This is a genomic window from Acetobacterium wieringae, from assembly GCF_001766835.1.
GTDB lineage: Bacteria > Bacillota > Clostridia > Eubacteriales > Eubacteriaceae > Acetobacterium > Acetobacterium wieringae.
Genome location: NZ_LKEU01000020.1, coordinates 17,325 through 43,125, shown reverse-complemented (window position 1 = coordinate 43,125; position 25,801 = coordinate 17,325). Strand labels below are relative to the sequence as shown.

Annotated in this window: 23 protein-coding genes; all 23 read left to right on the top strand. The window is 43.3% G+C overall.

The window, feature by feature from the left end; genetic code table 11:
• The first annotated feature begins 16 nt into the window (after nucleotides 1-16).
• The 23 genes from ACWI_RS05020 (at nucleotide 17) to ACWI_RS04920 (ending at nucleotide 25,784) form a co-directional block, all read left to right on the top strand.
• Nucleotides 17-202, top strand: coding sequence for a hypothetical protein (locus ACWI_RS05020; protein WP_070370339.1), 186 nt, complete (start codon nucleotides 17-19; stop codon nucleotides 200-202).
• Between the two features lie 4 nt (nucleotides 203-206).
• Nucleotides 207-1,124 carry a hypothetical protein gene (locus ACWI_RS05015; RefSeq protein ID WP_070370338.1) on the top strand — a complete coding sequence of 306 codons (918 nt, stop codon included), beginning with the start codon at nucleotides 207-209 and terminating at the stop codon, nucleotides 1,122-1,124.
• Nucleotides 1,124-1,990: a Fic/DOC family protein gene (locus ACWI_RS05010; RefSeq protein WP_070370337.1), complete on the top strand. Its 867-nt coding sequence runs from the start codon at nucleotides 1,124-1,126 to the stop codon at nucleotides 1,988-1,990. Before ACWI_RS05015 ends, ACWI_RS05010 begins: the two co-directional genes overlap by 1 nt.
• Nucleotides 1,991-2,155: 165 nt before the next feature.
• Nucleotides 2,156-2,566 (top strand): hypothetical protein, encoded by a 411-nt coding sequence (locus ACWI_RS05005; protein WP_070370336.1) that lies wholly within the window; start codon nucleotides 2,156-2,158, stop codon nucleotides 2,564-2,566.
• 65 nt (nucleotides 2,567-2,631) lie between these two features.
• Nucleotides 2,632-2,766 carry a hypothetical protein gene (locus ACWI_RS19455; protein ID WP_278278279.1) on the top strand — a complete coding sequence of 45 codons (135 nt, stop codon included), beginning with the start codon at nucleotides 2,632-2,634 and terminating at the stop codon, nucleotides 2,764-2,766.
• Between the two features lie 15 nt (nucleotides 2,767-2,781).
• Nucleotides 2,782-3,051 (top strand): hypothetical protein, encoded by a 270-nt coding sequence (locus tag ACWI_RS05000; RefSeq protein ID WP_070370335.1) that lies wholly within the window; start codon nucleotides 2,782-2,784, stop codon nucleotides 3,049-3,051.
• A 100-nt stretch (nucleotides 3,052-3,151) separates the two neighbouring features.
• Complete coding sequence (locus ACWI_RS18965; protein ID WP_175440900.1) at nucleotides 3,152-3,298, top strand: hypothetical protein; 147 nt, start codon at nucleotides 3,152-3,154, stop codon at nucleotides 3,296-3,298.
• Between the two features lie 129 nt (nucleotides 3,299-3,427).
• Nucleotides 3,428-3,952: a hypothetical protein gene (locus ACWI_RS04995; RefSeq protein WP_070370334.1), complete on the top strand. Its 525-nt coding sequence runs from the start codon at nucleotides 3,428-3,430 to the stop codon at nucleotides 3,950-3,952.
• 75 nt (nucleotides 3,953-4,027) lie between these two features.
• Nucleotides 4,028-12,076, top strand: coding sequence for an InlB B-repeat-containing protein (locus tag ACWI_RS04990; RefSeq protein WP_070370333.1), 8,049 nt, complete (start codon nucleotides 4,028-4,030; stop codon nucleotides 12,074-12,076).
• Between the two features lie 61 nt (nucleotides 12,077-12,137).
• Nucleotides 12,138-12,641 (top strand): hypothetical protein, encoded by a 504-nt coding sequence (locus ACWI_RS04985; protein WP_070370332.1) that lies wholly within the window; start codon nucleotides 12,138-12,140, stop codon nucleotides 12,639-12,641.
• The gene (locus ACWI_RS04980; RefSeq protein ID WP_070370331.1) at nucleotides 12,623-14,746 is read left to right on the top strand and encodes an InlB B-repeat-containing protein; all 2,124 of its coding nucleotides are present in this window, start codon (nucleotides 12,623-12,625) and stop codon (nucleotides 14,744-14,746) included. The genes ACWI_RS04985 and ACWI_RS04980 overlap by 19 nt, the downstream gene beginning before the upstream one ends.
• 29 nt (nucleotides 14,747-14,775) lie before the next feature.
• Nucleotides 14,776-15,753 carry a DUF8195 domain-containing protein gene (locus tag ACWI_RS04975; RefSeq protein WP_070370330.1) on the top strand — a complete coding sequence of 326 codons (978 nt, stop codon included), beginning with the start codon at nucleotides 14,776-14,778 and terminating at the stop codon, nucleotides 15,751-15,753.
• A 10-nt stretch (nucleotides 15,754-15,763) separates the two neighbouring features.
• A complete protein-coding gene (locus ACWI_RS04970) occupies nucleotides 15,764-16,144 on the top strand; it encodes an ASCH domain-containing protein (RefSeq protein ID WP_207648644.1) in 381 nt (126 codons plus the stop codon).
• Nucleotides 16,145-16,186: 42 nt separating this feature from the next.
• Nucleotides 16,187-16,495 (top strand): hypothetical protein, encoded by a 309-nt coding sequence (locus ACWI_RS04965; RefSeq protein ID WP_070370328.1) that lies wholly within the window; start codon nucleotides 16,187-16,189, stop codon nucleotides 16,493-16,495.
• Entirely contained in the window at nucleotides 16,482-16,745 is a 264-nt protein-coding gene (locus ACWI_RS04960) for a hypothetical protein (protein ID WP_070370327.1), read from the top strand. Before ACWI_RS04965 ends, ACWI_RS04960 begins: the two co-directional genes overlap by 14 nt.
• Nucleotides 16,746-16,748: 3 nt before the next feature.
• On the top strand, nucleotides 16,749-18,485 hold the full coding sequence (locus ACWI_RS04955) for a hypothetical protein (RefSeq protein ID WP_070370326.1): 1,737 nt from the start codon (nucleotides 16,749-16,751) through the stop codon (nucleotides 18,483-18,485).
• 116 nt (nucleotides 18,486-18,601) lie between these two features.
• A complete protein-coding gene (locus ACWI_RS04950; protein WP_070370325.1) occupies nucleotides 18,602-19,351 on the top strand; it encodes a hypothetical protein in 750 nt (249 codons plus the stop codon).
• A complete protein-coding gene (locus ACWI_RS04945; RefSeq protein ID WP_242871577.1) occupies nucleotides 19,344-21,359 on the top strand; it encodes a VirB4 family type IV secretion system protein in 2,016 nt (671 codons plus the stop codon). Before ACWI_RS04950 ends, ACWI_RS04945 begins: the two co-directional genes overlap by 8 nt.
• 2 nt (nucleotides 21,360-21,361) lie before the next feature.
• Nucleotides 21,362-22,420 carry a peptidoglycan DD-metalloendopeptidase family protein gene (locus tag ACWI_RS04940; RefSeq protein WP_070370324.1) on the top strand — a complete coding sequence of 353 codons (1,059 nt, stop codon included), beginning with the start codon at nucleotides 21,362-21,364 and terminating at the stop codon, nucleotides 22,418-22,420.
• Between the two features lie 39 nt (nucleotides 22,421-22,459).
• Nucleotides 22,460-23,392, top strand: coding sequence for a hypothetical protein (locus tag ACWI_RS04935; protein ID WP_070370323.1), 933 nt, complete (start codon nucleotides 22,460-22,462; stop codon nucleotides 23,390-23,392).
• 12 nt (nucleotides 23,393-23,404) lie between these two features.
• A complete protein-coding gene (locus ACWI_RS04930; RefSeq protein WP_070370322.1) occupies nucleotides 23,405-24,523 on the top strand; it encodes a hypothetical protein in 1,119 nt (372 codons plus the stop codon).
• Nucleotides 24,523-25,011 carry a hypothetical protein gene (locus ACWI_RS04925; RefSeq protein WP_070370321.1) on the top strand — a complete coding sequence of 163 codons (489 nt, stop codon included), beginning with the start codon at nucleotides 24,523-24,525 and terminating at the stop codon, nucleotides 25,009-25,011. The genes ACWI_RS04930 and ACWI_RS04925 overlap by 1 nt, the downstream gene beginning before the upstream one ends.
• On the top strand, nucleotides 25,008-25,784 hold the full coding sequence (locus tag ACWI_RS04920; RefSeq protein ID WP_070370320.1) for a hypothetical protein: 777 nt from the start codon (nucleotides 25,008-25,010) through the stop codon (nucleotides 25,782-25,784). Before ACWI_RS04925 ends, ACWI_RS04920 begins: the two co-directional genes overlap by 4 nt.
• Nucleotides 25,785-25,801: the final 17 nt, after the last annotated feature.

Below are 25,801 nucleotides of genomic sequence, written 5' to 3'. Positions count from 1 at the left end.
TTCCTCGGGAAACAAAATGGGAACAGGAATTAAAAAAAGATGGATTAACGGGAGTGAGATAATGATCATTGCTTTAGTGTTGCTATCGGTAATTGTCGTAGTTGAAGCTGTTTGGTTAAAGCGATTAAAAAAAGAAATTGAGCGAAAGGAAGTAAAAATAAATATGCTTGAATGTGTTATAATGAAGCTTAAAAAGGGGTAATGCAATGTGTGTTATTCTTGATGATAACGGATCATCGAAGGAATCACTTCAGTTTTTTTCTGATCATATTGACGATTTTAAACCAGTAAAAAAGTTGGTCGTCTTTCGTGATAGCGAAAATTTCATTTTTACTGAATATGCAATGAAGCGATTAAATGTAAATATGGTTCTTGAAAATTGGAATGGTGACCAGCTGCATTTGAAAAATCTTAACTGTGGTTACTATGGCGATGGCCCAGGAGGAACACTTGAAGTTATATCAAAACTGGGAATTACGGACTTAAAAAGTTTTGAATATAAAGACTTAGGACATCCAGGTATCGAGATTTTATTCCGGGAGGATGGAACAGTTAAGGATATAATCAATTCACAAAATGCGATTTTTTATTACCATCAGGCACGAGAATATAATGAAGTTCGACTGGGTCGGAAATACATACTTGTAAATACGATTTCTCAAAAAATTTATATCCGAAACCCTCAGAAGACATGTGCTAAAGGCCTATTAACTTTGATCGATCACTCGGAATTTGAATCCATGGAATATTGGTTGGGAGATGAAAGTCCGCTTGAAGATCGCTTCAGAGCAAGTGATTATTTTGAAGGAGTAAATCAGTATAATGAGCTAACCTTTGGTGCTGACGAAGTCAATCTAGTGCTGAATGGCAAAAATTATAAGATTTGCTGTCTGGTTATTAAAAGTGAGCTGATCAATTTAATAAATTCTATCTGGCTTTATCTTAACGGAAATAAAATAATCCAGGATCATATCACTTTTAAAAAAAATAATTTTTACGATGTTAAATCAGGAGTCAGCTTTTTCGAAAAAATTGGTTGGAGTATTGGTTCAAAATTATCTAAAAAATGTGTTTACAGAAAAATTTTAAAATGTGATGAGATGAATAGAAGGTGGGGGCAATAATGACGGATCTGAAGTATAATGGAACTTATCAAGTGATCGAAGAAACAAAGGATCGAAGCCAAAAAGAAAAATACTGGAATATCGGTTTTGGACTGAATAAGATCGATCAGCTAAACCCTTCCGAATATCTGACCAATGAATTACTTCCGGATCATTTCAGTGGGAAGCTTTCTTATCAGGAAGTGGAAAATGCCCTGGTCAATCATTATCAGACCTTACCGGAAAATGACCAGGTAAAAGGCGAGCGAGAATGCGACATTGTCTCGACACGGATCGCTTCTCTGCTTGATAATTCGGGGTTCGTTCTAAGCCCGGTATCTCTAAAAGGCATTCATCGGTATCTCTTTAAAAATATTCTGCCGGCGGAATGGGTCGGGACTTTCAGGGAGAAAAATATTTATAAAAAAGAGCCGGTTCTAGGTGGTGAGAGCGTTTCTTATGCCAACTATTTCATGATTGAAGATACCCTGGCTTATGACTTTGAGACAGAAAAAAAGAAAAATTACGTCAACATGGACAATCAGCAAAAGATCAGAAGTATATGCAGTTTTACTTCTTCCATCTGGCAGGTGCATCCCTTCCGGGAAGGAAACACCCGAACGGTGGCGGTATTTATGGTTCAGTATTTAAACGGCTTGGGTTTTCAGGTGAATAACGATCCTTTTGAAGAAAATGCGCTTTATTTCAGAAATGCCCTGGTTCGAGCCAATTATAGCAATCAAGTAAAAAACATCAGTCATACCGATGTCTATCTGGTTAAGTTCTTTGAGAATCTGCTCTTTGATCAGGAGCATCCACTGCTCAATCAGGAAATGCAGCTTATTTCTGAAGATGAAAAAGAGAATGACTGGGAACCGAAAATGTAATTTTGTTTCCCGAGGAAACAAAATAGGTACAGGAAACAGCGAAAAAATTAAATGATGGGATTATCATAAGGGGACAATTTTCGGATTGTTCTTTTTTTATTTTCAATTACAAGTCACTAAAAGGACGAGTTTTGCAAGGAGTAATAAAATAATGAAGGAGTTGCGATGATAAAAATTAGAAAGATTTACAGATTCGAAACCGGCGAAAAGGAAGCTTTCGATTTTGAACGATATCTGTGTATCGAAATAGTTTCAAAGGATCCGATGGAGCTTAATGCTTTTATTGAAAAAAACCGATTCTTATGTGGTTATATTGAAATCGACAATGATCCTGAAAGCAAAGATGAGGGTGATATTTGGTGGGCGACAATTGATTTTAAGTATGAACATGGAGAAATGACACAATTGAAGGAAGATGTTAAAGAGGCCATCAAAGAGTGGAATATGATGAAAAATATTACCAGTGAAATGGAAAAACAGCAAGATGAAAATCAAAATAATGACAGCATACAGTTGAAACAACAACTGAATCAATATCAAACGATTTATGAAGACGATTGGGAACCGGAAATGTGATCCTGTTTCCTCGGGAAACAAAATTAAGAACAGAAAACAGCGAAAAATTATACTGGGGGTGTAAAATGTACGATTTTTTAGTTTCGGAAGCTTGGTGGCTGGAAACTATTTTAGTCGCTTTGATTGTGGCTGGATTTACTTTTACTGCTTCAATGTTTGGAGCATGGACGTTTTATAATTATCGTTTAAAGGCAATTTAAGACGATTTGGAAAGATTGATTTATGAAAATAAGGAATTAAAAGCTGATCACGGGGAGCTATTAAAAGAACAACGAGAGTTATTGAAAGATTTAACGACTCAAATCGAAGATATAAAAGTGCTGATCATTGTAGAAAATAACGATCAAAAACATCGACATTACAACTTGACAGAGAACCAAAAAATGACAGTAAAGGGCATTAGTCACTTAAAAGATTTTACCACAAGAATGGAAAAGCGTTTCGGAGCCGGGAAGTTCAGCTTGTTTCCCGAGGAAACAAGCTGAAAACAGAAAACAGCTTAATAATTAAAAATTATGGAATGAATAGTAGGGAACAATTTGTCAGTTGTTCTTTTTTAATTGATTTAAAAGAAGGAGTGAAGCCATGGAAATGTTATTGATCGGTTTTGGTTTAATCACGGTAGCCGAAGGGTATCTCATTGTTAAGCAGCGTAGACTGCTGGATAAAAAGGAGCTGATGATTAACCGGTTGGAAACAGGGATTGAAAAAAGAAAACAGCCTGCTGGATAAATGTTTCCGATGGGAAAGAAATTTGTCGGCAATAAAAATAAATTTAAAAATATTGCAATTAAACCTTGACAGGAAGTTGATTATGGTGTATTCTGATATAATTTTTAGATGATGAAAGAGAGAGGTAAAATGATGAAAACAAATGGTGCAGCTTTAACCACCTGGTTGGCAAAAACAACGTTGAAACAGCGGATCGTTCTTGGTATTGGCGGAGTTCTGATGACTGGTATGATTGGCCTTGGCATTTATACAATTTTACCCAATAATACAGATACCTGGCAGTCCACTGCAAATGAAAAAACAGTGAAGGTACAGGATATCAATACCGAAAAGACAACGGCCGTAACCACCACCCCGGTGGAAAGCAAGGTCGTCGAAGCCCAAACCGTCACCAATGATAACAGCACCGTGGTCGAAAGCAACGTGACCACCGTTAATACCCCGGCAATCGAATCAGAGCCGGTCTACACCAGTGAAGAAACCGGGGGACATTACGAAGCTCCCCAGGACACCTATGTTGAGCCAGCCTATGAAGAACCGGCCTATGAAGCACCGGCAGCGGAAAGCAGCGGTGGCGGATGGGATGGTGATTTAGGGGCGACAGCCGGGAACAATTCAGGATTTGAGAATGGTGGTACCTTCGTCGGTAATTGATATAATTAAATAAGAACGAAAAAAAGAACAATTTTCGAATTGTTCTTTTTTTATGCAGAAAATAAGGAGGAATGAATGGACGTGTGTATAAAAAGTCGGCTCAGATCACTGTGGTTGCTGGTGCTGATTGTTTTACTAACCGGTTTTTTGTGGGGAATGACGCCCATGGTGGCCCGGGCTGAAGATAATTCCAGTACCGTTCCCGGGAATCCGACCTATACCGAAGATGCCTTCTACTACAGCGATCAGTATATGTGGAAGGTATCCTTATTCGTGGCCAAGTCTGATACGGTCAATAAGGATTCATCGAATATGAATGATTTTTACCGGATTGGTAATCAGGCTGTTTATCTGACGCCAGTTTCCAATTGGAATGGCTGGGCTGCCGGATCCCGACCATCGAATATCTCCGGGTTGTTCTTTTCCAAGGAAAACAAGGTAGATACCTTGATGGAGTTGCAGAGTAAAGGCGGAGATGTGAATGCACTGGATCCGGTACAGCTTGCTTCAGGAAATGGTGTTTACTTACTAAATCCAGTTGACAAACCACCATATGTCCCGCAACTCAGTGATGGAGACATATATGATAACGGCGTAATTGACGGAACGAAGGTGGGAAATATAACTAATGTTGCATCTTATTTTGGTAGTCCCTCCCTAGTATTTGATCTGATAAATTTCTATGCAGGGAAAGAAGGAAAAACCAAAGAAGAATTAGTTAAAAACTTTGAGTTTACCATTGATGGTGAAACCCGGACCGGGTGGAACCCCGAAGGAATTTTACCTAATGTAATAAACGATAACCCCACCAATCAGGTGGAATGGTTGATCGTATATGAGCCGGTATCGATTGTCTATGTGAAGGATACTGCCCATCCGGGATCCTATTATGGCTATGCCTTATCAGCCACTGATTTTGCAGTTTCTCAGATCAAGCACCAGATGGACTGGCGTTACGATGAAACCCGGTGGACAGCCTGGGCCGGACAACAGCCGGATGCCTGGAAGCCCAACGCCAATCGGCAGCACGTCTCCCGGTTGGCCTTTCTGTTGATGGGAAACTCAGTCATTACCAATAGTACCTGGTATGGGTTGGCAGCCGGCTCCGGGGTAGACCAGAATGCTGCCATTCCCTTTAATCGCTGGTTCAGCGATCAACAGGTCAAATATGGCGGGTGGGGTATGGCTCGGGCACTTAAGCCAGCCGAATACAATAAGCCCCGGGATAACGATTATCGGCCCAATACGGATGTTATTTTAAGTACGCCGGTTTACTCCAATATCAATGCCACCCCCGGGAGTGAGCTGATGGTGACGTACAAGATCAACGGGGAAGTGATCGGTACCGATTCACTGGTGGCTCCGATGAAAACCGAGTCCTACAGTTATTTAAAATGGCATACCCCGGATGTGAGTACAGTAACCAGTTATGATCTGGAAATGTCGATTTCACCTTATCCGGAGGGTACCATCAATTGTGGCGGGAATGAGTACACCCATCGGACGCTGACGATCCGGCCACTGGAGGAAAGCACCCCACCGGATCCGAAGGTGGGCGATACGATGCCAACCGATCTGCCGGCCAACCTGGTACCGCCAACCAGTGTACCCGGGGAAGATACGGCTGATGAAACGGTAGCGCCGGTGATCAAATCGGTCAAGGCCGTCACAGAAGCACCGTATTATAAAAATGAAACGGTCAAAATTGAAGTGGTGACCAATCGGGCCACTAAAAATCTGACCTTTACCAATACGGACAGTGGCGTCGGGAAACAATTTGGTTCCGATTCCCTGGGTGACGGGATGCTGATCAGCCGGTCGGTGAATGAGCTTTCAAATGAAATTGTCTGGACAATTGAGTTTGTTCCGGCCAACCTGGGAACCAATCATTATGCGTTTAAATCCATCAATGCTGCTGCCGGCGAAAGCGAAGTGTATACATTTGATGTGGAGGTCGTGGTGGATCCGGATCTCCCGGTTATCTATGATGTACTGATCAATCCGGTACAGGTTGTATATACCTTATACGAGGAAGTGGTTAAAACACCACTAACCTATGAGGTTTACTTTAATACCAACGGCGGGAATGAAATGGGTGCCCAGAGCGCTGAATATAACACCCTGCTGACGGAGCCAGGACAGCCGACCCGGGAAGGATATTCGTTTAAAGGGTGGTTTAAAGATCCTGGTTTTGCTTACCCCTGGAATTTTGAATCGGATCGGATTATGGGGGTTACCACACTCTATGCGAAGTGGGAAATAAACACCTATTTCGTCCATTTTGATCCCCAGGGAGGTTCAGACACCTTCATCCCGATTTCGGCGGAATATGGGGCAAATATCGAAGAACCAGCACCCATTCCAACTCGGAGTAACTATGTGTTTCTGGGGTGGTATAAGGATATCGGATGCAATACGCCGTGGAACTTTACCGAAGATACCATCACCGGTGACACGACCCTTTACGGGAAGTGGGATGCCACTGCCTTAACAGTTACATTTGATTCCCAGGGCGGAAGTCTGGTTGGTTCAATCAGTGCTGATTACAATATGATGATAACCAGCCCGAGCGACCCATTTAAACCGGGGTTTACCTTTAAAGGCTGGTATCAGGAAGCAGCGTGTAACACCGTCTGGACATTTGCCAGTGATCGGGTACAGTCAGATTTAACGCTGTTTGCCAAGTGGGATGTAAATCTTTATACGGTGAGCTTTGATTCCCTGGGCGGGAGTGCCGTGCCGGCACAGACGGCGCAGAATGAGTCGGTCACACCAAAGCCAGTTGATCCGATCCGAAGCGGGTATTCGTTCGGTGGATGGTTTAAGGAAGATGCCTGCATTACGCCCTGGGATTTTGGGGTTGATACAGTCACCCGGGATACGACCCTATTTGCCTTATGGACAGCGGATGAAGCAGCGATTGAATTTGTCACGAACAACGGTACCGACGTACCCAAAATGGTTGGTGCCACGGATCGTGAAATTCTCGATACCGGTATGCCGATCACTGTCCGGGATGGATATACCTTTAATGGCTGGTTTGCCAGCGCTGATTTCAGTGGGGATGTCATTACTGAACTCCCTGATAAGTATCCCATGGGCACGACGATTTATTACGCCAAGTGGACAGCAGACCCGGCTTTCATTGAGTTTGTGACCAATGGCGGTAGTGATGTTGCGACAATGACCGGTGTCACGGATCAGGCGATAGCACCGACAACCATGCCAACGACGAGCCGGATCGGGTACACGTTCTCCGGATGGTTTGCGGAAGCTGACTTTAGTGGGACAGAAGTAACGGCATTACCGGGGCAATATCCCATCGGCACCACGACCTATTATGCCAAATGGGAAGCCAACCCATCAGTGATTACCTTTGTAGAAAACGGGGGATCAAGTGTTGATGATCTGGTTGGTGTCACGGATCAGGTTATTGCGAACACAACCCTTCCTGTTTCGACAAAAGAGCATTATACGCTGGAAGGATGGTATGAAACGGCTGATTTTAGCAGCATGAAACTGTCCGCACTGCCGGATACGTTCCCGGTTGACGGAGCGACTTATTATGCGAAGTGGTCACCGGTTAAATATTCGGTCAGTTTTGACGCCCAGGGTGGGTCTGCTGTGCTGGCCCAGCAGATTGATTATGATACCTATGCGACAACGCCGGAAACACCAAGTCGTGACGGGTTTGTTTTTAAAGGCTGGTTTAAAGAAAGTGAATGTACGAATGCCTGGGACTTTGGAACGGAAAAAATCACTAGTGACGTAACGATTTTTGCCAAATGGGAAGAAGGGCTTCCCGGGCCAGAAGTACCGCTGGAATACTGGAGCTGGGATCAGATTAACAAGATTGCAGAACTGGGATTGGGCGAAAGCTACTTTGAGGTGGGTGAGGAAAAAAATATCACCTTATCAACCGGTGAAGTCTTAACGCTTCAGATCTATGGGTTCAACCATGATCAGCTGGCAGACGGAACGAGTAATAAGACGAATATTACGTTTGGGCTGAAGAACCTGATGAAAGATTATCGTGTTATAAATAATAATGATAATAATACAAACAATCTTGGGTGGAATGCTACTGACATGAGAGCATATCTTAATGGATTTGTTACGACATATCAATCGATGAATTATGCAACCACATCCGTTTATTCTCAATTACCGTTGGATCTTTCAAACGTAATTAAAAAAGTTAAAAAATATACGTCCAACGGTTATCCATCACAACAATTGATTACAACTGACGATAAATTATTTTTGTTTAGCGGTGTTGAAATTTATTCGTCTGATTATGGAACACTTTCTGGAGAAGGGCAACGATATAAAATATTTGTTGACGGCAAACCAATAATTAAAAATCGTCTTGCAACACCTTCCTTTTGGTGGTTAAGATCGCCTTCAATTAATACATTTTCTGATTTTAGAGGTGTTTCTGAAACGGGTGCCGTCTATGATGGTTATGCATCAGCTAATTCATCAAGAAGTGTCAACTTCGGCTTTGCCATCGGTAACGCTCCGACCAATACCTATACGGTCATCTACAATACCAACGGAGGTTCTGCTATCGCAAACACGACAGCAACCCTCAATACTGCCATTTCAGCTCCGACAGCACCAATTAAATCGGGATATGCGCTATATGGCTGGTATAAGGATGCGGAGTTAACCCAGAAATGGGATTTTGCCAATGATAAAGTAACCGACAATATAACGCTCTATGCGAAGTGGGGCGCACAGATTACATTTGATTCCCAGGGCGGATCGGCGGTCGCACCAATAACGGTTGAGTGCAATAAGACCTTTAGCGCCCCACCATCGCCTAGTCGTGACGGATGGGTATTCAAAGGGTGGTACAAGGAAGCAGGCTGTTTGTCAGCCTGGAACTTTGCTGTGGATCAGCCGACGGAAAATCGAACGCTCTATGCGAAGTGGGAAGCTGGATTGCCGGGGCCGGAAGTACCGCTTGAGAACTGGTCTTGGGATCAGATTAATCGGGTCGCGATGTTGGGATTGGGTCAAACGTACTTTGATGTTGGTGAGACGAAAAAAGTTTCTATTTATGGTACAGACTATGTATTCCAGATATATGGGTTCAATCATGATGTTCAAGATGGTGGGACTGGGAATAAGACGAACATTACATTTGGTTTAAAATCAATCCCAAATATTGCAGAAATGAAGTATCATGCAATTGGTAGTAATTCCCTCGGTGGATGGAAGGAAACAGGTATCCGGGGATGGCTTAATGGTGTAACGACGACAAATTATGATGCGCTATCTGGACAATCGAAATACTCGCAACTACCAACAGATTTAAAAAATATAATCAAACCGGTGATTAAACAATCATATCTTGATAAAACACGCAGTTCTTTAGTGCCAACTGTAGATAAGTTGTTTTGCTTCTCTTTAGAAGAAGTGTTTGGTTTTAACTATGGTACTGTTCATGAAGGGAGTATGTATTCTTTATTCACAGATACATTTAAAAGACAAATAAGTAGTACCTATGGAGAATGGTGGTGGACACGAACTATTTATGATGATGCTGATTATTTTGGTGTGGAATGTGGAAATACCTATTACACACATGCGTGGTATACCGGGTCAGTCAACTTCGGTTTCGCCATCGGCAACGCCCCAACCAACACCTACACCGTCAACTACAACTCCAATGGTGGTTCAACAGTCACCTCAACGACAGCAACCCTCAACACAACAATCACCGCACCAACCGCACCAACGAAAGCGAATGCGATCTTTGATGGGTGGTATAAGGATGCTGGGTGTACACTGAGCTGGAATTTTGCCAGTGATAAGGTGACTGGGGCTACGACGCTTTATGCGAAGTGGTCATCATTACCCGCTGTAGGAACACCCCTTGCAGATTGCTCATGGGATCAGATAGCTGCTGTCGCTAACGCTGGACTCGGGGATGTTTACTGGGATGTTGGCGCAGAAAAGGATATGACACTAGCTACCGGAGAAATTGTCACAATGCAGATATGTGGTTTCGATCATGATGATCGATCCGATGGTCTTGGAAAGGCTAATATCACATTTGCATCAAAAAATCTTCTTCAAGAGACAAGACAGATGTGTGGCATTATGACAAACCCAGGGTGGTCACCAACATTAATTAGATCTTGGGCAAACTCTACACTGATGACTGAATTTCCATCTGAAGTGCAGAATAATTTAGCAACTGTTTCTAAAAAATCTGGTTGTGGAACTTACCCAGAGTTATCTCTAGAGACTACTCAGGACAATGTATTTCTATTTTCACAATATGAGTTAACTGGTAATTCAAGCAATACGGTTCTCGGTGAAGGTCAGCAGTATGAGCTTTTTGTTAATGTGAACAATCGAATAAAGACTTTAGGAAATTCTGGTTCAGAGTATCCTTATTGGACAAGATCACGTTATGGAACGTATGGAGGATATGCGACAATTTTATCGTCAGAACAACCATCCCCGTATGTTGCAGCTGGTGGCTTTTCTTATAGTGGGGCAGATGGTTATTCGGGTGTGTGTTTCGGTTTCAGCATGGGTAAGGCAACAGATATGCCACCTGTTGGCACTGCATTAAAGGATTGCTCATGGCAACAAATAGCAAATATTGCAAATGCTGGTAAAGGTGATGATTTCTGGAATATTGGTGACACAAAAGATATGACTTTGTCCACTGGTGAAGTGGTTTCCCTCCAGATTTATGATTTCAACCATGACGATAAGAGTGATGGTAGTGGAAAGACGAATATTACATTTGGGACGAAAAATCTGTTGAGTTCAATGACAACTATGAACAATACATCAACCAATGCAGTTGGTTGGAGTGGCTCCGGTCTAAGAACGTGGACAAATGGTATTTTGTTGTCGAGAATACCTTCTTATATCCAAAATGAGATAAAACTCGTAAACAAATATACAACAGCAGGTTACTATTCTCATGACGTAATCACGACATCAGATAAAATATTTGTTTTGTCTGAAATAGAGCAATTTGGAGTATTAAAGTATTCGTTACCTGGGGAAGGCAGTTTATATCCAATTTTCACAAGTGATGACTCACGCATTAAGAAATTTAGCAATGGATCAGGAGCAGCGTGGTTTTATTGGGGAAGATCGCCAACACTTACAAATAATGGTTATAGTTGCGTTTCTTTTTTCGGATTGCCTAGCTACAACGCTTCTGATGGAGGAATAGGTGTAAACTTTGCTTTCTGTATGGGAAATGCTCCTGAATATTCTATTTCTTTCGATTCTCAAGGAGGATCGGCGGTAACATCAAAAACGGTGGGAGCAAATCTAACTACAATTGCTCCAGCCACCCCCACAAAATCAGGAATGACCTTCGCCGGCTGGTTCAAAGACGCAGCCGGAACGACAGAATGGAACTTTACGACGGATAAAGTAACCGGCCCGACAACGCTTTACGCAAAATGGATCACCTTACCAGCAATTGGAACGTCACTTGAAGCTTGCAGCTGGGATCAGATAGCTTATATTTCAAAAGCAGGACTTGCGGATACTTACTTTGATATAGGGAACGAGAAAAATATCACATTATCGACAAGTGAGGTCTTAACGATGCAAATCTATGATTTTGCACACGATAATAAAAGTGATGGCAGTGGCAAAGCTGGGATTTCTTTTGGGACAAAAACCCTAATGACAAGTAACAAAGCGATGAATCTGACAGATACTAATGTTGGTGGTTGGAGTGGAACTAATATACGGTCTTGGGCCAATGGAACGTTGTATGATAGCATGGCAACCGATTTGAAAAATGTAATTAAACCGGTTGAAAAAATGACGTCGGGAGGGTACCTAGCACAAAATATCGTTTCAACTTCTGACAAGGTGTTCTTGTTCAGTCAAAAGGAAGTCTCCGGAACTACTACCTTTACCTTAGAAGGGGAGGGTACACAATATCCAATATTTACTAACGCAGCTTCAATTGTAAAATATTATCCAAATACAAATGTTGGTAGTTGGTCGCTTCGTTCGCCTTATTCAAACCAAGAAAAATACTTCATGGGCGTTGGAACAAACGGATCAACTAATTACACATACTATGCAAGTAGTCCATGGGGAGTATGTTTCGGTTTCTGTGTCTAATTAAATCATTGTCAATGAAAAGGGATCTTCGGATCCCTTTTTATATTAAAGGAGAAAATCAATGAAAACAGTCAAAAATTATTTTTCATTCTTAGCAAAAGAATTCCTTTTGTCCCCATTAATGCAAAGAATGAGTACAAGGTACGCAAATTTAAAAATCATAACCTATCTGGTTGTACTGATTATTCTGCTGGCAAATTCACTTAATACCGGACAGAACGAAGTATCTAAATTACCCCATGTATTCATTATGGTCAATCCAATACTGATTTTGGGTTATATTTTCTATAACAGTTTTACAGAAAGAGTAGTCACGAAAGATTTGTCAGCGAGCGGAATGATCGGATTAACCTATTTTTTAGTTATTTTCATCTATGCGTTAATCACAATGTGCGTCTGGGATATTCTTGGCAGTTCTTCATATCAACTCAAGCAATACAGCTTCTTAAATCTGTTTGGTCTGCCAATGGTGATTGCAGCAACATCAATTATTATTAATTGGTCAATCACAATAAGCCGATGGGTTATTGTGAAAAGGAGGGACAAATGCATAAACGAAGCTTAATACTGCTCGTTTGTCTGCTTATAGGGACTGGGCTAAGTCCTTTTAATGTTTTCGCTGAAGGTGTTAAGGCGTTTATCGGCACAGCCGGTACATCAGGAGATAATATCACCATTACGATCAGCTCCAATAAGGATGTGGATCAGATCCTGATTAACTCTGGGACGGGTGAGTTTCTGCTAACCCCGCAAACCGAGTACAGTGATGAGCAGTTAAAAGGAAATAACCAGGTCATGGATTTAAATGGTGATCTTCAAGTTAATAGTGAAGATTATGATATCTTAAAGGCCCATGTTGATGGTGGCTGCAAGGATTACACCGCCAGGGAGCGGTGTCCCCATTGCGGAGCAACGGACGTGAATGATGATGGCGTCATCGATCATAAAGACCTTGAAATGCTGCAAAGCCATCTGGATGGGAATTGCCAGCTGGCGGACTGTTATTTTCATGGTACCCGGATTAATCGTAAAAATGATCCGAATGATCCAACTCGATATATTTGGTCATTTTCCTATACCCCGACAATACGGGGAACCGATCACATGAGCTTTAAGCCACAGTCAATAACATCAACCGGCTTACGCACCGGCGAGCAAAAAGACTTGTCGGTCAAGGCCGAGGAATTTAAAAACCCGGAGATCATTCGTGCCGGGGTCTTTCCCAATCAGAATAAATACCTGATTAATACACCGGTTAAGGTCTATGCGGTTACACCGCTTGAAACGGATCAGGTAATCTTTAAAACCAACAGTGCCACCTTTGTGGTCAATACTCCGGAATCCATTGATTATGTCAAAGCTGAAAAAACCTGGAGTAAAACCTATAATCCGGGAACTGCCGGCAATGAAATGATTAAAATTACCGGTCAGGGACAACAGTCAGGAGGTACCTATCTGGATAGTGCGGTGCCGGTTGATTTTACCGAGCGGATCGTCGATCCCCAGATATTGAGTTCGTCCAACAGCGTACAAACCCACTCCTATTCCTGGACAACTTCCAGTACCGATGCCGATGGAAAAGTGACCACTACCACCCATACTTATTACTGGTATACCATCACCGTGACCGCCACAGCCAACGCCGATACGGAATATGTCGTCTTTAATACCCCGGGGGGAGCAGTGACCGATAACAGCTATTCCGTTGCCGGCAGCAACCGGTATTTTTCAACGTCCTGGGACAGTACCAACAGCGGTGAGAGTGCATCGGCATCGGCCTATTGCTATATCAGCGAAAAGCCAGTAATTAAAAACAAATATCAGGTTACTTTCGATCCGCAAAACGGAAGCCAGATAGCGCCAATTACTGCCGAGTATGATACTTTGATAACAAAACCAGCCGATCCGGTACGTTACGGCTATTCGTTTTCCGGTTGGTTCAAGGAAGCCCGCTGTATCAATGCTTTTGATTTTAGTAAAGACAAGATCCGGGGAACAACCACCCTTTTTGCCAAGTGGACGATTAATGATTATCAGGTCAGCTTTGACTCCCAGGGAGGCAGCGCATGCGCTTCGGTGATAACGAAATATGAGTCAACCATCAACCCGCCGACTCAGCCGGCCAGAAATAATTACACGTTTGGAGGATGGTTCCGGGATACGAGTTTTACCAATCCCTGGAATTTTACAACCGACAAGGTTCAGGGGGACACAACACTCTATGCCAAATGGATCCCGGTGGTTTATAAAGTTACCTTTAACACTAAAGGCGGAAACGAGATCCCGGCAATCGGGGTAAATTATGACAGCACCTTGCCGGCTATGAGCCCACCGGTGCTCACCGGCTATTCATTTTCCGGTTGGTTTAAGGACAGCGGGTGTACCCAGGCATGGAACCTCGCCGGTGATCGGGTTACCGGGCCAGTGACACTTTACGCCAAATGGTCAATCAATCAGTATCAGATCAGCTTTGATTCTATGGGGGGCAGCTCAGTGGATCCGATTGTAACGAATTATAAAACCCTGATAACACCGCCCGATCCGCCAAATCGTGACGGATTTACCTTTGTGGGCTGGTACAAGGATTTCGGGTGTACCAATCCCTGGCGGTTTGATGCCTATCCGATATATGAAGATACGAAGCTGTATGCCAAATGGAAAGCGGATTGATTTCTTTTTCAATCACCAAGGAGGATAAAATGAATAGAAAGAAGCGGTTTAGCAGGGTTTTTGCCCTGCTTTATTTATTGGGATGGTTTATACTGCCAACTCCGGTTTTTGCCCACGATACCATTACAACCAATCAGATTACGACGATCCAGGACTCGGAAAAGACCTTTACCATCACGGTTGGCCATCTGAATGCTGCAAACGGCATAGCCGGTCTGACCTGTAAGGTCTGGAGTGCAGCCGGAAGCCAGGATGATGTGAAGACCGAAGCAATGATACAAAATGGCGATGGTTCTTATACCTATACGGTCGACATGGAAAAGGATCATAGTATTGAGGATGTGGCCAAGGTTAAGCATTATGACAAAGGTATGTATTACATCGAAATTTATGGAGTGGATAACGGCGGAGTGACCGGACTGGTGGATTCCACCTATCTTGTGATCCGATCCGATGCCAATGAATGGAAACGCCACAGCTATGATGGCTCAAACTTTCATGAAGATACCTATCGGGCAATCCTGACAGTAACACCAGAGATTAAAAACGGAACCCAGGAAGCCAACAGCGGGGCCAGTTTTAAATCCGGTTATGGTTATGCCCTGAATTTAAGCACAACCGTAGCCAGTAACGCCGATGTGGTAGCGGATCGATGGTTAGCCGGGGCACAGAATGCCAGTACGGTTTTCCCGGAGTTTAATTTTAAAACCGGGGTCACGACTAATGGCAGCTTTAATCAGTTTAATCGCCTGTCCGACTGCATGGGGATTACCAATAACAGCAATCTGTCAAACTCGATGCTGGAGTTAAAAACAAATCCGTTCTCGGCCAGCAGTGCCCGGGTGCATTTTACCCCGCTCTGGTTTCCGGATAATACGGAATACACGGTTTATTCAGAGATATTCGATGCCTGGACGCCGGGGGGGATGCTGGGGACTGCAACCACCAACAGCGTAAATATCAACGGAACCGTTTATGACGATTGGCAGGTTAATAATAAAAAATAAGGGGGGGCCGGTGAGAAACAAGGAAAATGTACTCCTGTCCATAAAACCGGAGTATGCAAATGAGATTATGGACGGAAATAAGCACTATGAATACCGGAAACGGATTTTTAGAAAACCGGTCAATACTATTGTCATGTACGTGACCAGGCCGGTGGGACTCATTACGGGGGAGTTTACCATTAAACGGATTATGGTTGATACACCGGAAAATATATGGTTAAAAACGGAAGCTTATGCAGGGATTAAAAAGAAGGATTTCGATGCCTATTTTAAGGGTCATGACAAAGCTTATGCCATTGAAATGGCGGATGTGATGGCGTATCATACCCCGATTAATCCATTTAGGGTATGGAACCATTTTGTACCACCGCAGTCATTTCGGTACATCTAAAAAAAGGGAATGTGATAAAAAAATAATTTATGGAGGGTGAGGATGAAGATAGGAACAGCAAACGACGGAAGTAAGGGGATATGTCATAGAAACCAGGTTTTTAAAGTAGGGCAAACAGTAAAAACAACCGGAACGGGACTTGACGGTGATAAATTTGATAAACACAAAAAGGTGTCAAAGCCGGGAATTGTTCTGGGCTGTTATGATTTCTTTGTCCTGGTGCAATTGCAGCATTCTAAAAAGTGTTTCTTTTATAATGAGCTTGAGGTCATATCGATAAAAGAATACCAGGATATGAGCATGAAGAAATTAAAAAATCCAATCAAGGGGCTGCACCATGGGGCGCATTAACGAAGAATATCATCGCTTTATCGCACTGCCTTTTGTGAATGAGACATTAAAAATGGAAGTGTGTGATAAAGATCGGTGGTTATTCTATCTGGATCGTGATAATCAGAGTGTACCTTATGTAGTGATTGAAAAAGTAAAGAAAGATGATCGGGTTATTCGAACGACTCGGGATTTGATGGACGTGGAAGCGCATTTATTTTCAAACGAAAAGAATGCGCTTATTTTTATGAATAATTTTAAAGGAGAATAAAAAATGGCGAATGGACAAAATGCAAGTTTGAGTGTTGGTATGGATCAGATTTTACAGCTGGGTGAGGTAACGGCCCGGATACTCTATGCCATTGTGGAATCAGAAAAAGCAAAAATGATGAAGCAGGCTGCCGGGGTGGGGCAAACAGCTGAAAAGCCTGCGGTGGGTGAAACCGGGGACGAAACGAGTACAGTTAAGGTCGAAAATCAGGCCGTTGCTGAAAATAGCAACCTTATCGACACCGATCTCCTTAATAAGCTGGATAGCGCATTTAACGAGTTTCTGCTGGTCAGCCGGCAAGTGATTAATCAAACCCTGGAACCGGTGATTGATTTAAAAAATATGGAGCAGCTGATTGACCCCAATCCGATCACCCGGGAGGAAAAAAAGTTGGCCAAAGAGATCAATGCGCTGGATCAGGCGGTGGAGCGCACCAGTAAAAGTCTGAAGCAGTTTTCCGATGCTGCTAGGGATCGTCGGATTCCCCGGCGCACGGTGATCCGTTCCCTGGGTGAGAAGATGATCCAGCTGGATGATAAACGTATTGCAGTGGCCCAGGGGATCGAAAACTATTTTTCCAACATGACCAACCGGGCACGGATCGGTTTTGCCACCTGGATAGTCAATCAGTTTGATGGGATCAACAGCCGGTTTGAACAGATCAAAAATGTGGCCAATCAACAGATTGATGAAATTAATCGGGCCGAGAAAAATAACCCGGTTCGGGAAGCAGCAAGCGAGACTGTGGCAAATAGTCAAACGAATACCCTGTCAGTGGACTCCAATTCGCCGGAAATCGATAAGATCAGGGATTTGCTGCTTACCATGGAAAACACCATGTCGGATCTGATGCGGGCCATTCATGCGATTAATCAATCGCCCTCAGAAACCCGAACGGTCAGCAATGATGCCAATCCCATCATTACCAGCGAAGCAGCCAAGACCCAGGAAAACGACGGAGAAATAAAGGTGGATCCGGTGATGGCCAATGCTTCGGTAACGGATCGGATCTATCATGTTGATGAGTATGGACTGATGCTTCTCGATCTTCACGATGGGTTCGATGCCGATCCCCAAAAACTGGCGGATTTCATTCAGTTTTCGACCCGGTTTCAGCAATATACCACCAAAAATCAGCAATTGATCTTTGCCCAGAATGCCAACGCCATCCAAGTGGCCAATGTTCATGATTTATTGGAGAATGGGATACAGGTTAGGTCAGGTGAAAAACCGATAAAAGTCTTTGTACCCAACGAAGCAAATGAAGGCCCCCGGTTTGTGATGGGATCAATTTATGATATTACTCAAACCAATTTATCCGAAAGTGAATATCCTGATATAAAATCCAGTGAACAAATGGTTGAAAATAAGAATTTAACAGCTGGGATACTGGAATATTGCCAGGCGACGATTAAACCCAATTATGATGGTTTGGAAGGTCAATTGGAAGCCCAGGGGGTGGCTCTGATGCTATTGGCCCACAATAACCTCAAAGCACCCGGAGAATTAAACGAAAAACTCAAAAAAACCTATCAGGCATATCGGGAAACACTTCAAGGCTCCCCAAGCGACCAGCAGAAACGCCTGGATGCGACCTTTAAATCCATGAATAAAACATTTCAGGATCATGTGGCGGAGTTGGATCAGTATTTGAGTCATCAACCGGTAACACCGGAAGAAAGCAGCTTAAAACGGGAACTGGAGGAACGGCAGGAAGAAACCTGGGAGCCGGAAATGTAATCCTGTTTCCCGAGGAAACAAAAAAATAGAGTAACGCCTGTTTCCCGAGGAAACAAAAATAGCAAAACGAATCCTGTTTCCCCGGGAAACAAAAATAGAAAGGATATGAAGACGAAATGGATAAAATCATCCCCCTTATTATTTGTTGTGCGGGTATTATCGCACTGATTGTGATGAACATCTGGAATAAAAAAAATAAGACGGTTCAATTCAAAGGAAAGAAGAAGGAGCCGGAGCATAACAGCGTTCATGATTTTATTAATGTCAAAGACATCAAAGGGAATTTTCTTTATACCAAAGATAATAAAATCTGTGCCTATTACCGGGTGGATGCCATCTCTCTGGATTTACTGTCACAGAGTGAAAAACGCTCCTTGTGTAAGCAGCTGTGTGTGCAGATGGCGCCGGAATCCTCCTGGCGCTTTCTGTCCGTCGAAAGGCCGGTTGATATTTTTCCCCTGGTGGAAGAATACTCCCGGATCTGGACGCAAACCACTGAGCCGGTGGTCAAGGATATTCTGGGTAAGGAAATGCTGGAGATGCATCACTTTGCCGAATCCGGGGAAATTGTTCAGCGTCAGTTTTATTTTATCGTCTGGGAAGAATACGAAGATGGCATTGAACGGGATTTCCTCAAGCGGATCACCGATATTGCAAGCCGGTTGGCCAGTGGAACAATCACCGGTGAGATTCTAAAACAGCAGGAAATTGTCAGACTGTGTAATCTGATTAATAACCCGGCCTATTGTCATCTGGAAGATATGGAATACGGCACTCAGATTACAACGATTATGGATTTATATAAAAACAGTCATGAAAGTCAATTTGTGGCAGCAGATCAAATACAGGAGGTCGCATATGCGTAAGCACGAGAAACCAAAAGAAAGTAGGAAAGCACGGATCGCAGCCGAAAAACCGGTGAAGGACAAAGCGCCAAAAAAAGAACGTCGATCTATTTTTGGAAAAAGTGAGGAAAGTCAACCGGAACAGCCCAAACGGGGAACCAAATTTGGGCGATCAAAAAAAGCAGCAATTACTGAAAATAAATCCCTGATGAATATTATTTCGCCCATCAACATGGAAATCAAGCCCAATGAATTGTGGATCGGTGAATATCTGGCCCGGGTGTATGGCGTGATCCAATATCCGGCGCACCGGGATTATGGGTGGTTGGGGAAACTGTCCAATATCCCCGGAACAGTCTTCTCCATTGAGTTTGATAAAATTGAGAATGCCGATTTTATTAATAATCTAAACAAGTCCGTTAATCAGCATCGGGAAAAAGCCCAGGAAGCCAATGGAAAAGATGCCCTGGCCGAGATGAATGCAATCAAGCGGGAGGAAGACTCAATCAAAATGCTTAAAAACATTGAGTTTGAACAGGAAGTGGTTGGCAGTGTGGGGATATCGGTTATGCCCATGGCCAATGACCGGGAAGTATTCAATAAGATGTGCCGAAAAGTGCAAAGCACCTTTTTAATGGAAAAAACAAAGATTCGATCCTTTCCTTATCTGCAGAAAGAAGGCTTTCGCAATCTTTTTCCAGCCTGCACCCAGGAAAAGAACGTCCAGCAGATCATTAAAACGGTCATGCCTATTTCATCCGTTCTGGGGGGCTTCCCTTTTGCCAGTTGTGGCTATAACGATCAGGAAGGGTTTCTGTATGGCAGGGACTCCACTGGAGGTCGAGTTTGTCTGAATCTCTGGAAGCGTGGTAAAGATCGCACCAACTCCAGTGTTGTAGTGCTGGGTGATGTGGGGTCCGGAAAATCAACAGTTATCAAAAACATTGCTCTGATGGAGTACGCCCTGGGAACCCGGATCATTTTTATCGATCCCGAGCGGGAATATCAGGACTTATGCCGAAATCTTGGCGGGGATTGGATTAATGCCGGCGGGGATGGTAAGCACCTGATCAATCCCCTTCAAATTTTACCGTTGGAAGAAGATTTATATCTTGAGAAGGACGATGAAACAGGAAAAGATACCCAAAAAGAAAAGGATGCTCGTAAGTTTGGAGCCATGGCCCTTCACTTAAAAACGCTGGACGTCTTTTTTTCGCTGTATTTCAAAGATTTGACGGATATTACCCGAGCATTACTGAAGGACGCAGTCATTACCCTTTATAATCGCTTCAATATCTTTTGGGATACGGATGTGACCACCATGAAAAACACCGATTTTCCGACCTTCAGGGATCTGTATGATTTATTGATTGAATTGGAAGAAGCCGAACAGGAACGGGGTATTAGCGAAAAAGCGTATACGGATTATCGGGATCTGGCCATTATCTTTAAGGATCTGGCCATTGGTGGGGATTCCTTCCTGTGGTCGGGTTACACATCCCTAAAATCGGATGCCCGGTGTGTGTGTCTGGATACCTTTGATCTAAACAACTCATCCGACACCATCAAATCGACCCAATATTTTAATCTATTGTCCTGGGCCTGGCAGGAAATGAGTCGGGATCGTCATGAGCGGATCCTTCTGGTTTGTGATGAATCCTATCTGATGATTGATGAACGGGTGCCGCAATCGCTGATTTTCCTTAGAAATGCCATGAAGCGCTGCCGAAAATATGAGGCCGGCATTATGATTATTTCTCATGCGGTTGAGGATTTCTTAAACCCCAGTATTAAAATGTACGGCCAGGCACTTCTGGATCAGCCCTGTTACAAGATTATGCTGGGAACCACCGGACAGAACCTTCAGGACTTGAAAAAACTCTATTTTTTAACCGAAGCCGAGCAGGAAGTCTTAACGGCCAAGCTCAGAGGAAAGGGACTCTTTATAATCGGTCGGGATCGGATCAGTATGTCCTTTGATGTGGCCGATTACAAATTTAAGTATTTTGGGGATCGGGGTGGTCGGTAGTCATGGCGATTCCAGTCATTGCCAAAGCAGCGACCGCAGTTGCAACGGACAAGAAATTAAGAAATATCGTCCTGGGAATACTGGCCGGATTTTTGGGGCTGGTCTTAGGACTGGTTTTAACCCTTGTATACATTCTGTCTACCCCCATCACCATGCTGACCAGTATCATTACCAATCCGGATATCCTGGCAGTTGTGCTGCAATTAAAAACCGAGTATCAATATTTATTACCGGGAAAAGCCAATGGCAATGGCCAGTTTGCCTGGCCACTGGATGCCGAATACAAACTGGATCGATCTGATGAAACAAACCTGTTCGGTGAACGGGTACATCCGATTTATGGTGATGTGCGGATGCATACCGGGATTGATATTCAAGCACCCGATGGCTCGAATTGCTATGCCATTGGTGACGGAACCGTTGTTTATGCCGGGATGAACGGCGGTTGGGGGAACACCATTATTTTAAATGTCGGAAAGGCCAAAGACGGGAAGGAAATCACCGCTTTCTACTGTCACTTAACGTCCGGATCCTGGTCAATTAATGCCGGCGATATGGTCAAACGGGGACAACAGATTGCCCTGACCGGTGCAACTGGCAGCACCCAGGGGGGACACATCCATTTCGAAATAAAAGCTGACGGGGAATATGTGGATCCGATGCTTTACATTTCCGATAGTGACGCTGCACTGTCTGGTGAAATTGATTTAAGCAAAGCCGAAATGGTAAATGCTCAGATCACAGCTTATTGTGATTATGGAACTACATCTTCCGGGACGACCACCACCGCCAACCGGACAGTTGCCGGTTATCCCAGTCTGGAATCAGGTACCCGGATTTATATTCCTGTCCGGGCCGATCAGCCAAACGGCGGGGTCTATGTGGTCGAAGATCGTGGGGGTGCTGTGGATGAAGAACGGAAAGTTATTGATATGTGGCTGCCGACCGAAGCGGAGTGTCTATCATGGGGTCGGCAATATGTGCCGATTTATGTTATACAGGAGGATAGTGCCACGAAAAAGCAAAGGATTGTTGATTTAGGGGGCTATGATTTCAGGTAGAATTAATCAATTAATTAATGAGAGAAAGTAGGTAAAAAAATGAAAAAAGTGGAAACCAATAAGACCAAGGAAGCGAAAAGCTTCAGAGATGATATTCTCAAGTTTATGCAGACCCTCAACGGTGTGGATGATGAAAACTTAACCCCGGAAGAAGCCGAAATTCTCCGGGAATCCGTTGAGGAATTTGCATCGCAGTTCATTTATTTCCGAGAGTCCTATACCCAGAAAAATTCCCATATCCGGCATATTTCGGTGCTGATGGAAGATATCCGGGAGCTGGTTGGGGAGTCCGGAGAAAAATACGAAGAAGCTGAGGATCTGGAAGAATCCAATACGATTCTCTTTAATGCGGTTAATGAGGTTATCGGCAAGCTCAGTGAGGTGGAAAAAAATCTGGAAGAAGCTGAAAAAGAAGAAAGTGAATTTAAACGGATCGAGAGCATTGAGCGGATGTTCGTACAGGCAAACCTGAGTGTCCAGGGATCAGAAGAAACCATCAAAAAAATGGCGGATCAGATCAAGGATCAAATGGTGACTTTCCGGGAAGGCGTCGAGAGCAATGACCTTCAGCTGGCGATTATTGAAAAAAACACCATCGACTTTAAGCAGCAGTGCGATACCATCATTAAAACCTTTGAGTCGTTCAGTCAACATTTTGACGAATCCAGAGAAGTCTCCCAAAAGAAGCTCGATGAGCTTTTTACAAATCTGGTCGAACAGGTTAATCAGACCAAGACCGATATCGTGGGGGAGCGGGAAAAAGAACTGGATGCACTCACCGGCAAGTATAACGAGGCCCTGGATAAAATCGAGACAAAGAGTGATGAAGCCCTGGGAAAAATGGAAGGTTTAATGGATCGGGTCAATACGCTCTTATTTGCCGAAGGCTTTAAACAGCTCTTTTTTATGATTGGTGGTGGGTTCTCCATCATCAATTTTATCATGTTAATTGTACTGATATTCACGAAATAGGAGGAAAGAATCATGCTTTTATATGTAACCAGTAACCAGAACAATGGGATTTTTGATTTTCTGAAAAAGGAAAACGGGATGCCGATTAAAAAATTCATCGGGGATTATGAACTGGCAGCCTTTGTTGAGAATGATCTCACTAAATTTGATTCCTATCGCTATCTGGCGGTGGATCTGGAGTGTTTGCTTGATATTCCAGAGGGTCTATTTAAGGCAATACACGCCATTCAGGATTGGTTCGAACAGCGACTGATCATCTTTGCCCGGGAAATCACCCCGGAGCTGAAACAGGAGCTATTGAATCGGGAAGTCTATAATATCATTACCGGCGATCCCAGGGAATTTGAAGCCCAGATTCTCAGGGCAGTCAGTCGAACCGGGATCACCTACCAGGATCAGCTGCTAAATGATGAGATTCATGAAGTAGTGGCAATTGAGCAGCCGTCGATTGCAGAAATCATTCAAAGGCCGGTTGTTATCGATGACCAACCGCTGATTGAAATGCCCTTTATTGAGACAGTCATAGCGGATCCAATGGAACTGGAAGCACGAGCTGAACCGAAGGAACAGTTTATATTTGTTGCCGGCTCCCAGCGCCGGACCGGTACCACCACCACGGCCATCCAGCTGGCTAACTATCTGGCTAATCAGGGAAAAATGGTGGCTTACATGGAAGCCAATGATCACAATCATCTCAAATCAATTATTGAAGCTTACCGCATGAAAAAAGAAGAAATCGAGGATGGGGAATGGCATCAGACCAAGGGGGTCGACTATTTCTATCGGAATGGCCTGGTCATGAAAACCTATGATTACATCATCTTTGATGTGGGGGTTTTGAATGAAGATGTGATTGAACCCTTTAGTCAGGGGCACATTAAAATTTTGTGTGGTGCCGGCAAGTGCTTTGAACGGGCAGCTTTAAATCAGGCATTGGCACACTACCAGAAGGATGAGCTGGAGGAAATCAACCTGTTATTAAATTTCATTGCCCCGGAAGAAGAAGCGACACTGAAAACTTTCTTCCCAACGGCGAAGTTTAGTCAGTATGCTCCCAATATCATGGGATGGCACGCTAATAAAGAATTGTTCAGACAGTTATTGAAAAGAAATGAGCAGGGGGTTTCGTAATGACAGCAGCCGTTAAAAAAGGGGACTTCATACGAACCGAGAGAGCCGATCAGACAGTGGTTTTGGATGTGCAGGGCAGTGATGCCCTGCTTTTTACCGGGACTCAGTTTATCAAAGCCCATGGCATCCAGATGATTGAAGGCAAATTGATCTGGGATTTCGGGAATTATTATCAGTCGATTGATCAGATACCCAAAAACTATGAAAGCCTGGGTTTCCAGGATCTCAAAAAGGACTTGGCCAGCATGAAGCAGACCAATGAAGCGGAAATGATTAAGGCGCTGCTGGTTGTTGAAAATCGTTTTGAGGGAACGGAGCTTTTGAATCACATCCATGAGCGGTTTGAAAATGAGGGTTTTAATCTGCTAAATGACGGGTTTGATCGGGTTCATGCGGAGCTGACCCGGGAAGAAGATTATGAGCTTGACGATGACTGGGAGCCGGATGATAATTATTGTTCAAATTGTGGGGAGTGGCAGGAAAAGTGAGTAAGAAGCCTGTTAAAACCTATGGGGACTATTGGGTATATGAAAGCTTCGAAAGGGAGCGATACTGGTGCAATGGAACGATATATGACAGAATATATGTTTCATCTTTTGCATTTTTGATTTGCGAGTGGATTTTGTTATTTGCAACAATTGTTGATGCTGTTGTTTTTCTTGCATTGTTTTGTGTTTCTAAGGGCTATATGAAACGTAAATATAATAATGAAAATGTTTTTGTTAATCCTATTAAACTGTATGAAATTGGGAGTAAGAGATTTATTACATTCGTTCTGATCGCTTTCATAATCTTAATGCCGGTCATTAACATTGGGGTTAATGAATTCCGGCATTATCAGTATCTTTCGCACATTAAGTCACTACTTCTGACTGAAGAAAATCTAACTGGCACTTATGTAAGCTTCAATGGTGATATCAGCAACCCAGAAGATTTTAGTGAATCATTCTCATCGAGAATATTGAAAATCTCTCTTGACGGATCTTATTACGACTTTATTCTTGATAAAGACGGCGAGCACAAGGAATCCGGAAACTATCAAATTATTGATGATCAGGTAGTTTTTCAAACTCATGATCATTCTGAAACATTTCGCGTGGAATTAAAAGAAGATACGAATTTAAGTGCAGAAATGGATGATAAATTTATTGTACTCAATCTATACTCAGTAAACAGTGAAGATGGTGAATCGATTAATAATGATCAGGAAAAATTGATTTTCAGTGGGATTAATATGGGAGTTGAAGAAACAAAGGAATAAAGGTAGTCTGTTTCCCG

Coding starts and splice junctions, on each gene's coding strand:
- ACWI_RS04955 (WP_070370326.1), top strand. CDS start 16,749: ATGGCGAATGGACAAAATGCAAGTTTGAGTGTTGGTATGGATCAGATT.
- ACWI_RS04965 (WP_070370328.1), top strand. CDS start 16,187: ATGAAGATAGGAACAGCAAACGACGGAAGTAAGGGGATATGTCATAGA.
- ACWI_RS04975 (WP_070370330.1), top strand. CDS start 14,776: ATGAATAGAAAGAAGCGGTTTAGCAGGGTTTTTGCCCTGCTTTATTTA.
- ACWI_RS04980 (WP_070370331.1), top strand. CDS start 12,623: ATGCATAAACGAAGCTTAATACTGCTCGTTTGTCTGCTTATAGGGACT.
- ACWI_RS04990 (WP_070370333.1), top strand. CDS start 4,028: ATGGACGTGTGTATAAAAAGTCGGCTCAGATCACTGTGGTTGCTGGTG.
- ACWI_RS04930 (WP_070370322.1), top strand. CDS start 23,405: ATGCTTTTATATGTAACCAGTAACCAGAACAATGGGATTTTTGATTTT.
- ACWI_RS05015 (WP_070370338.1), top strand. CDS start 207: ATGTGTGTTATTCTTGATGATAACGGATCATCGAAGGAATCACTTCAG.
- ACWI_RS04935 (WP_070370323.1), top strand. CDS start 22,460: ATGAAAAAAGTGGAAACCAATAAGACCAAGGAAGCGAAAAGCTTCAGA.
- ACWI_RS05020 (WP_070370339.1), top strand. CDS start 17: ATGGGAACAGGAATTAAAAAAAGATGGATTAACGGGAGTGAGATAATG.
- ACWI_RS04985 (WP_070370332.1), top strand. CDS start 12,138: ATGAAAACAGTCAAAAATTATTTTTCATTCTTAGCAAAAGAATTCCTT.
- ACWI_RS04950 (WP_070370325.1), top strand. CDS start 18,602: ATGGATAAAATCATCCCCCTTATTATTTGTTGTGCGGGTATTATCGCA.
- ACWI_RS04995 (WP_070370334.1), top strand. CDS start 3,428: ATGATGAAAACAAATGGTGCAGCTTTAACCACCTGGTTGGCAAAAACA.
- ACWI_RS04925 (WP_070370321.1), top strand. CDS start 24,523: ATGACAGCAGCCGTTAAAAAAGGGGACTTCATACGAACCGAGAGAGCC.
- ACWI_RS04960 (WP_070370327.1), top strand. CDS start 16,482: ATGGGGCGCATTAACGAAGAATATCATCGCTTTATCGCACTGCCTTTT.
- ACWI_RS19455 (WP_278278279.1), top strand. CDS start 2,632: ATGTACGATTTTTTAGTTTCGGAAGCTTGGTGGCTGGAAACTATTTTA.
- ACWI_RS04940 (WP_070370324.1), top strand. CDS start 21,362: ATGGCGATTCCAGTCATTGCCAAAGCAGCGACCGCAGTTGCAACGGAC.
- ACWI_RS04945 (WP_242871577.1), top strand. CDS start 19,344: ATGCGTAAGCACGAGAAACCAAAAGAAAGTAGGAAAGCACGGATCGCA.
- ACWI_RS18965 (WP_175440900.1), top strand. CDS start 3,152: ATGGAAATGTTATTGATCGGTTTTGGTTTAATCACGGTAGCCGAAGGG.
- ACWI_RS05005 (WP_070370336.1), top strand. CDS start 2,156: ATGATAAAAATTAGAAAGATTTACAGATTCGAAACCGGCGAAAAGGAA.
- ACWI_RS05010 (WP_070370337.1), top strand. CDS start 1,124: ATGACGGATCTGAAGTATAATGGAACTTATCAAGTGATCGAAGAAACA.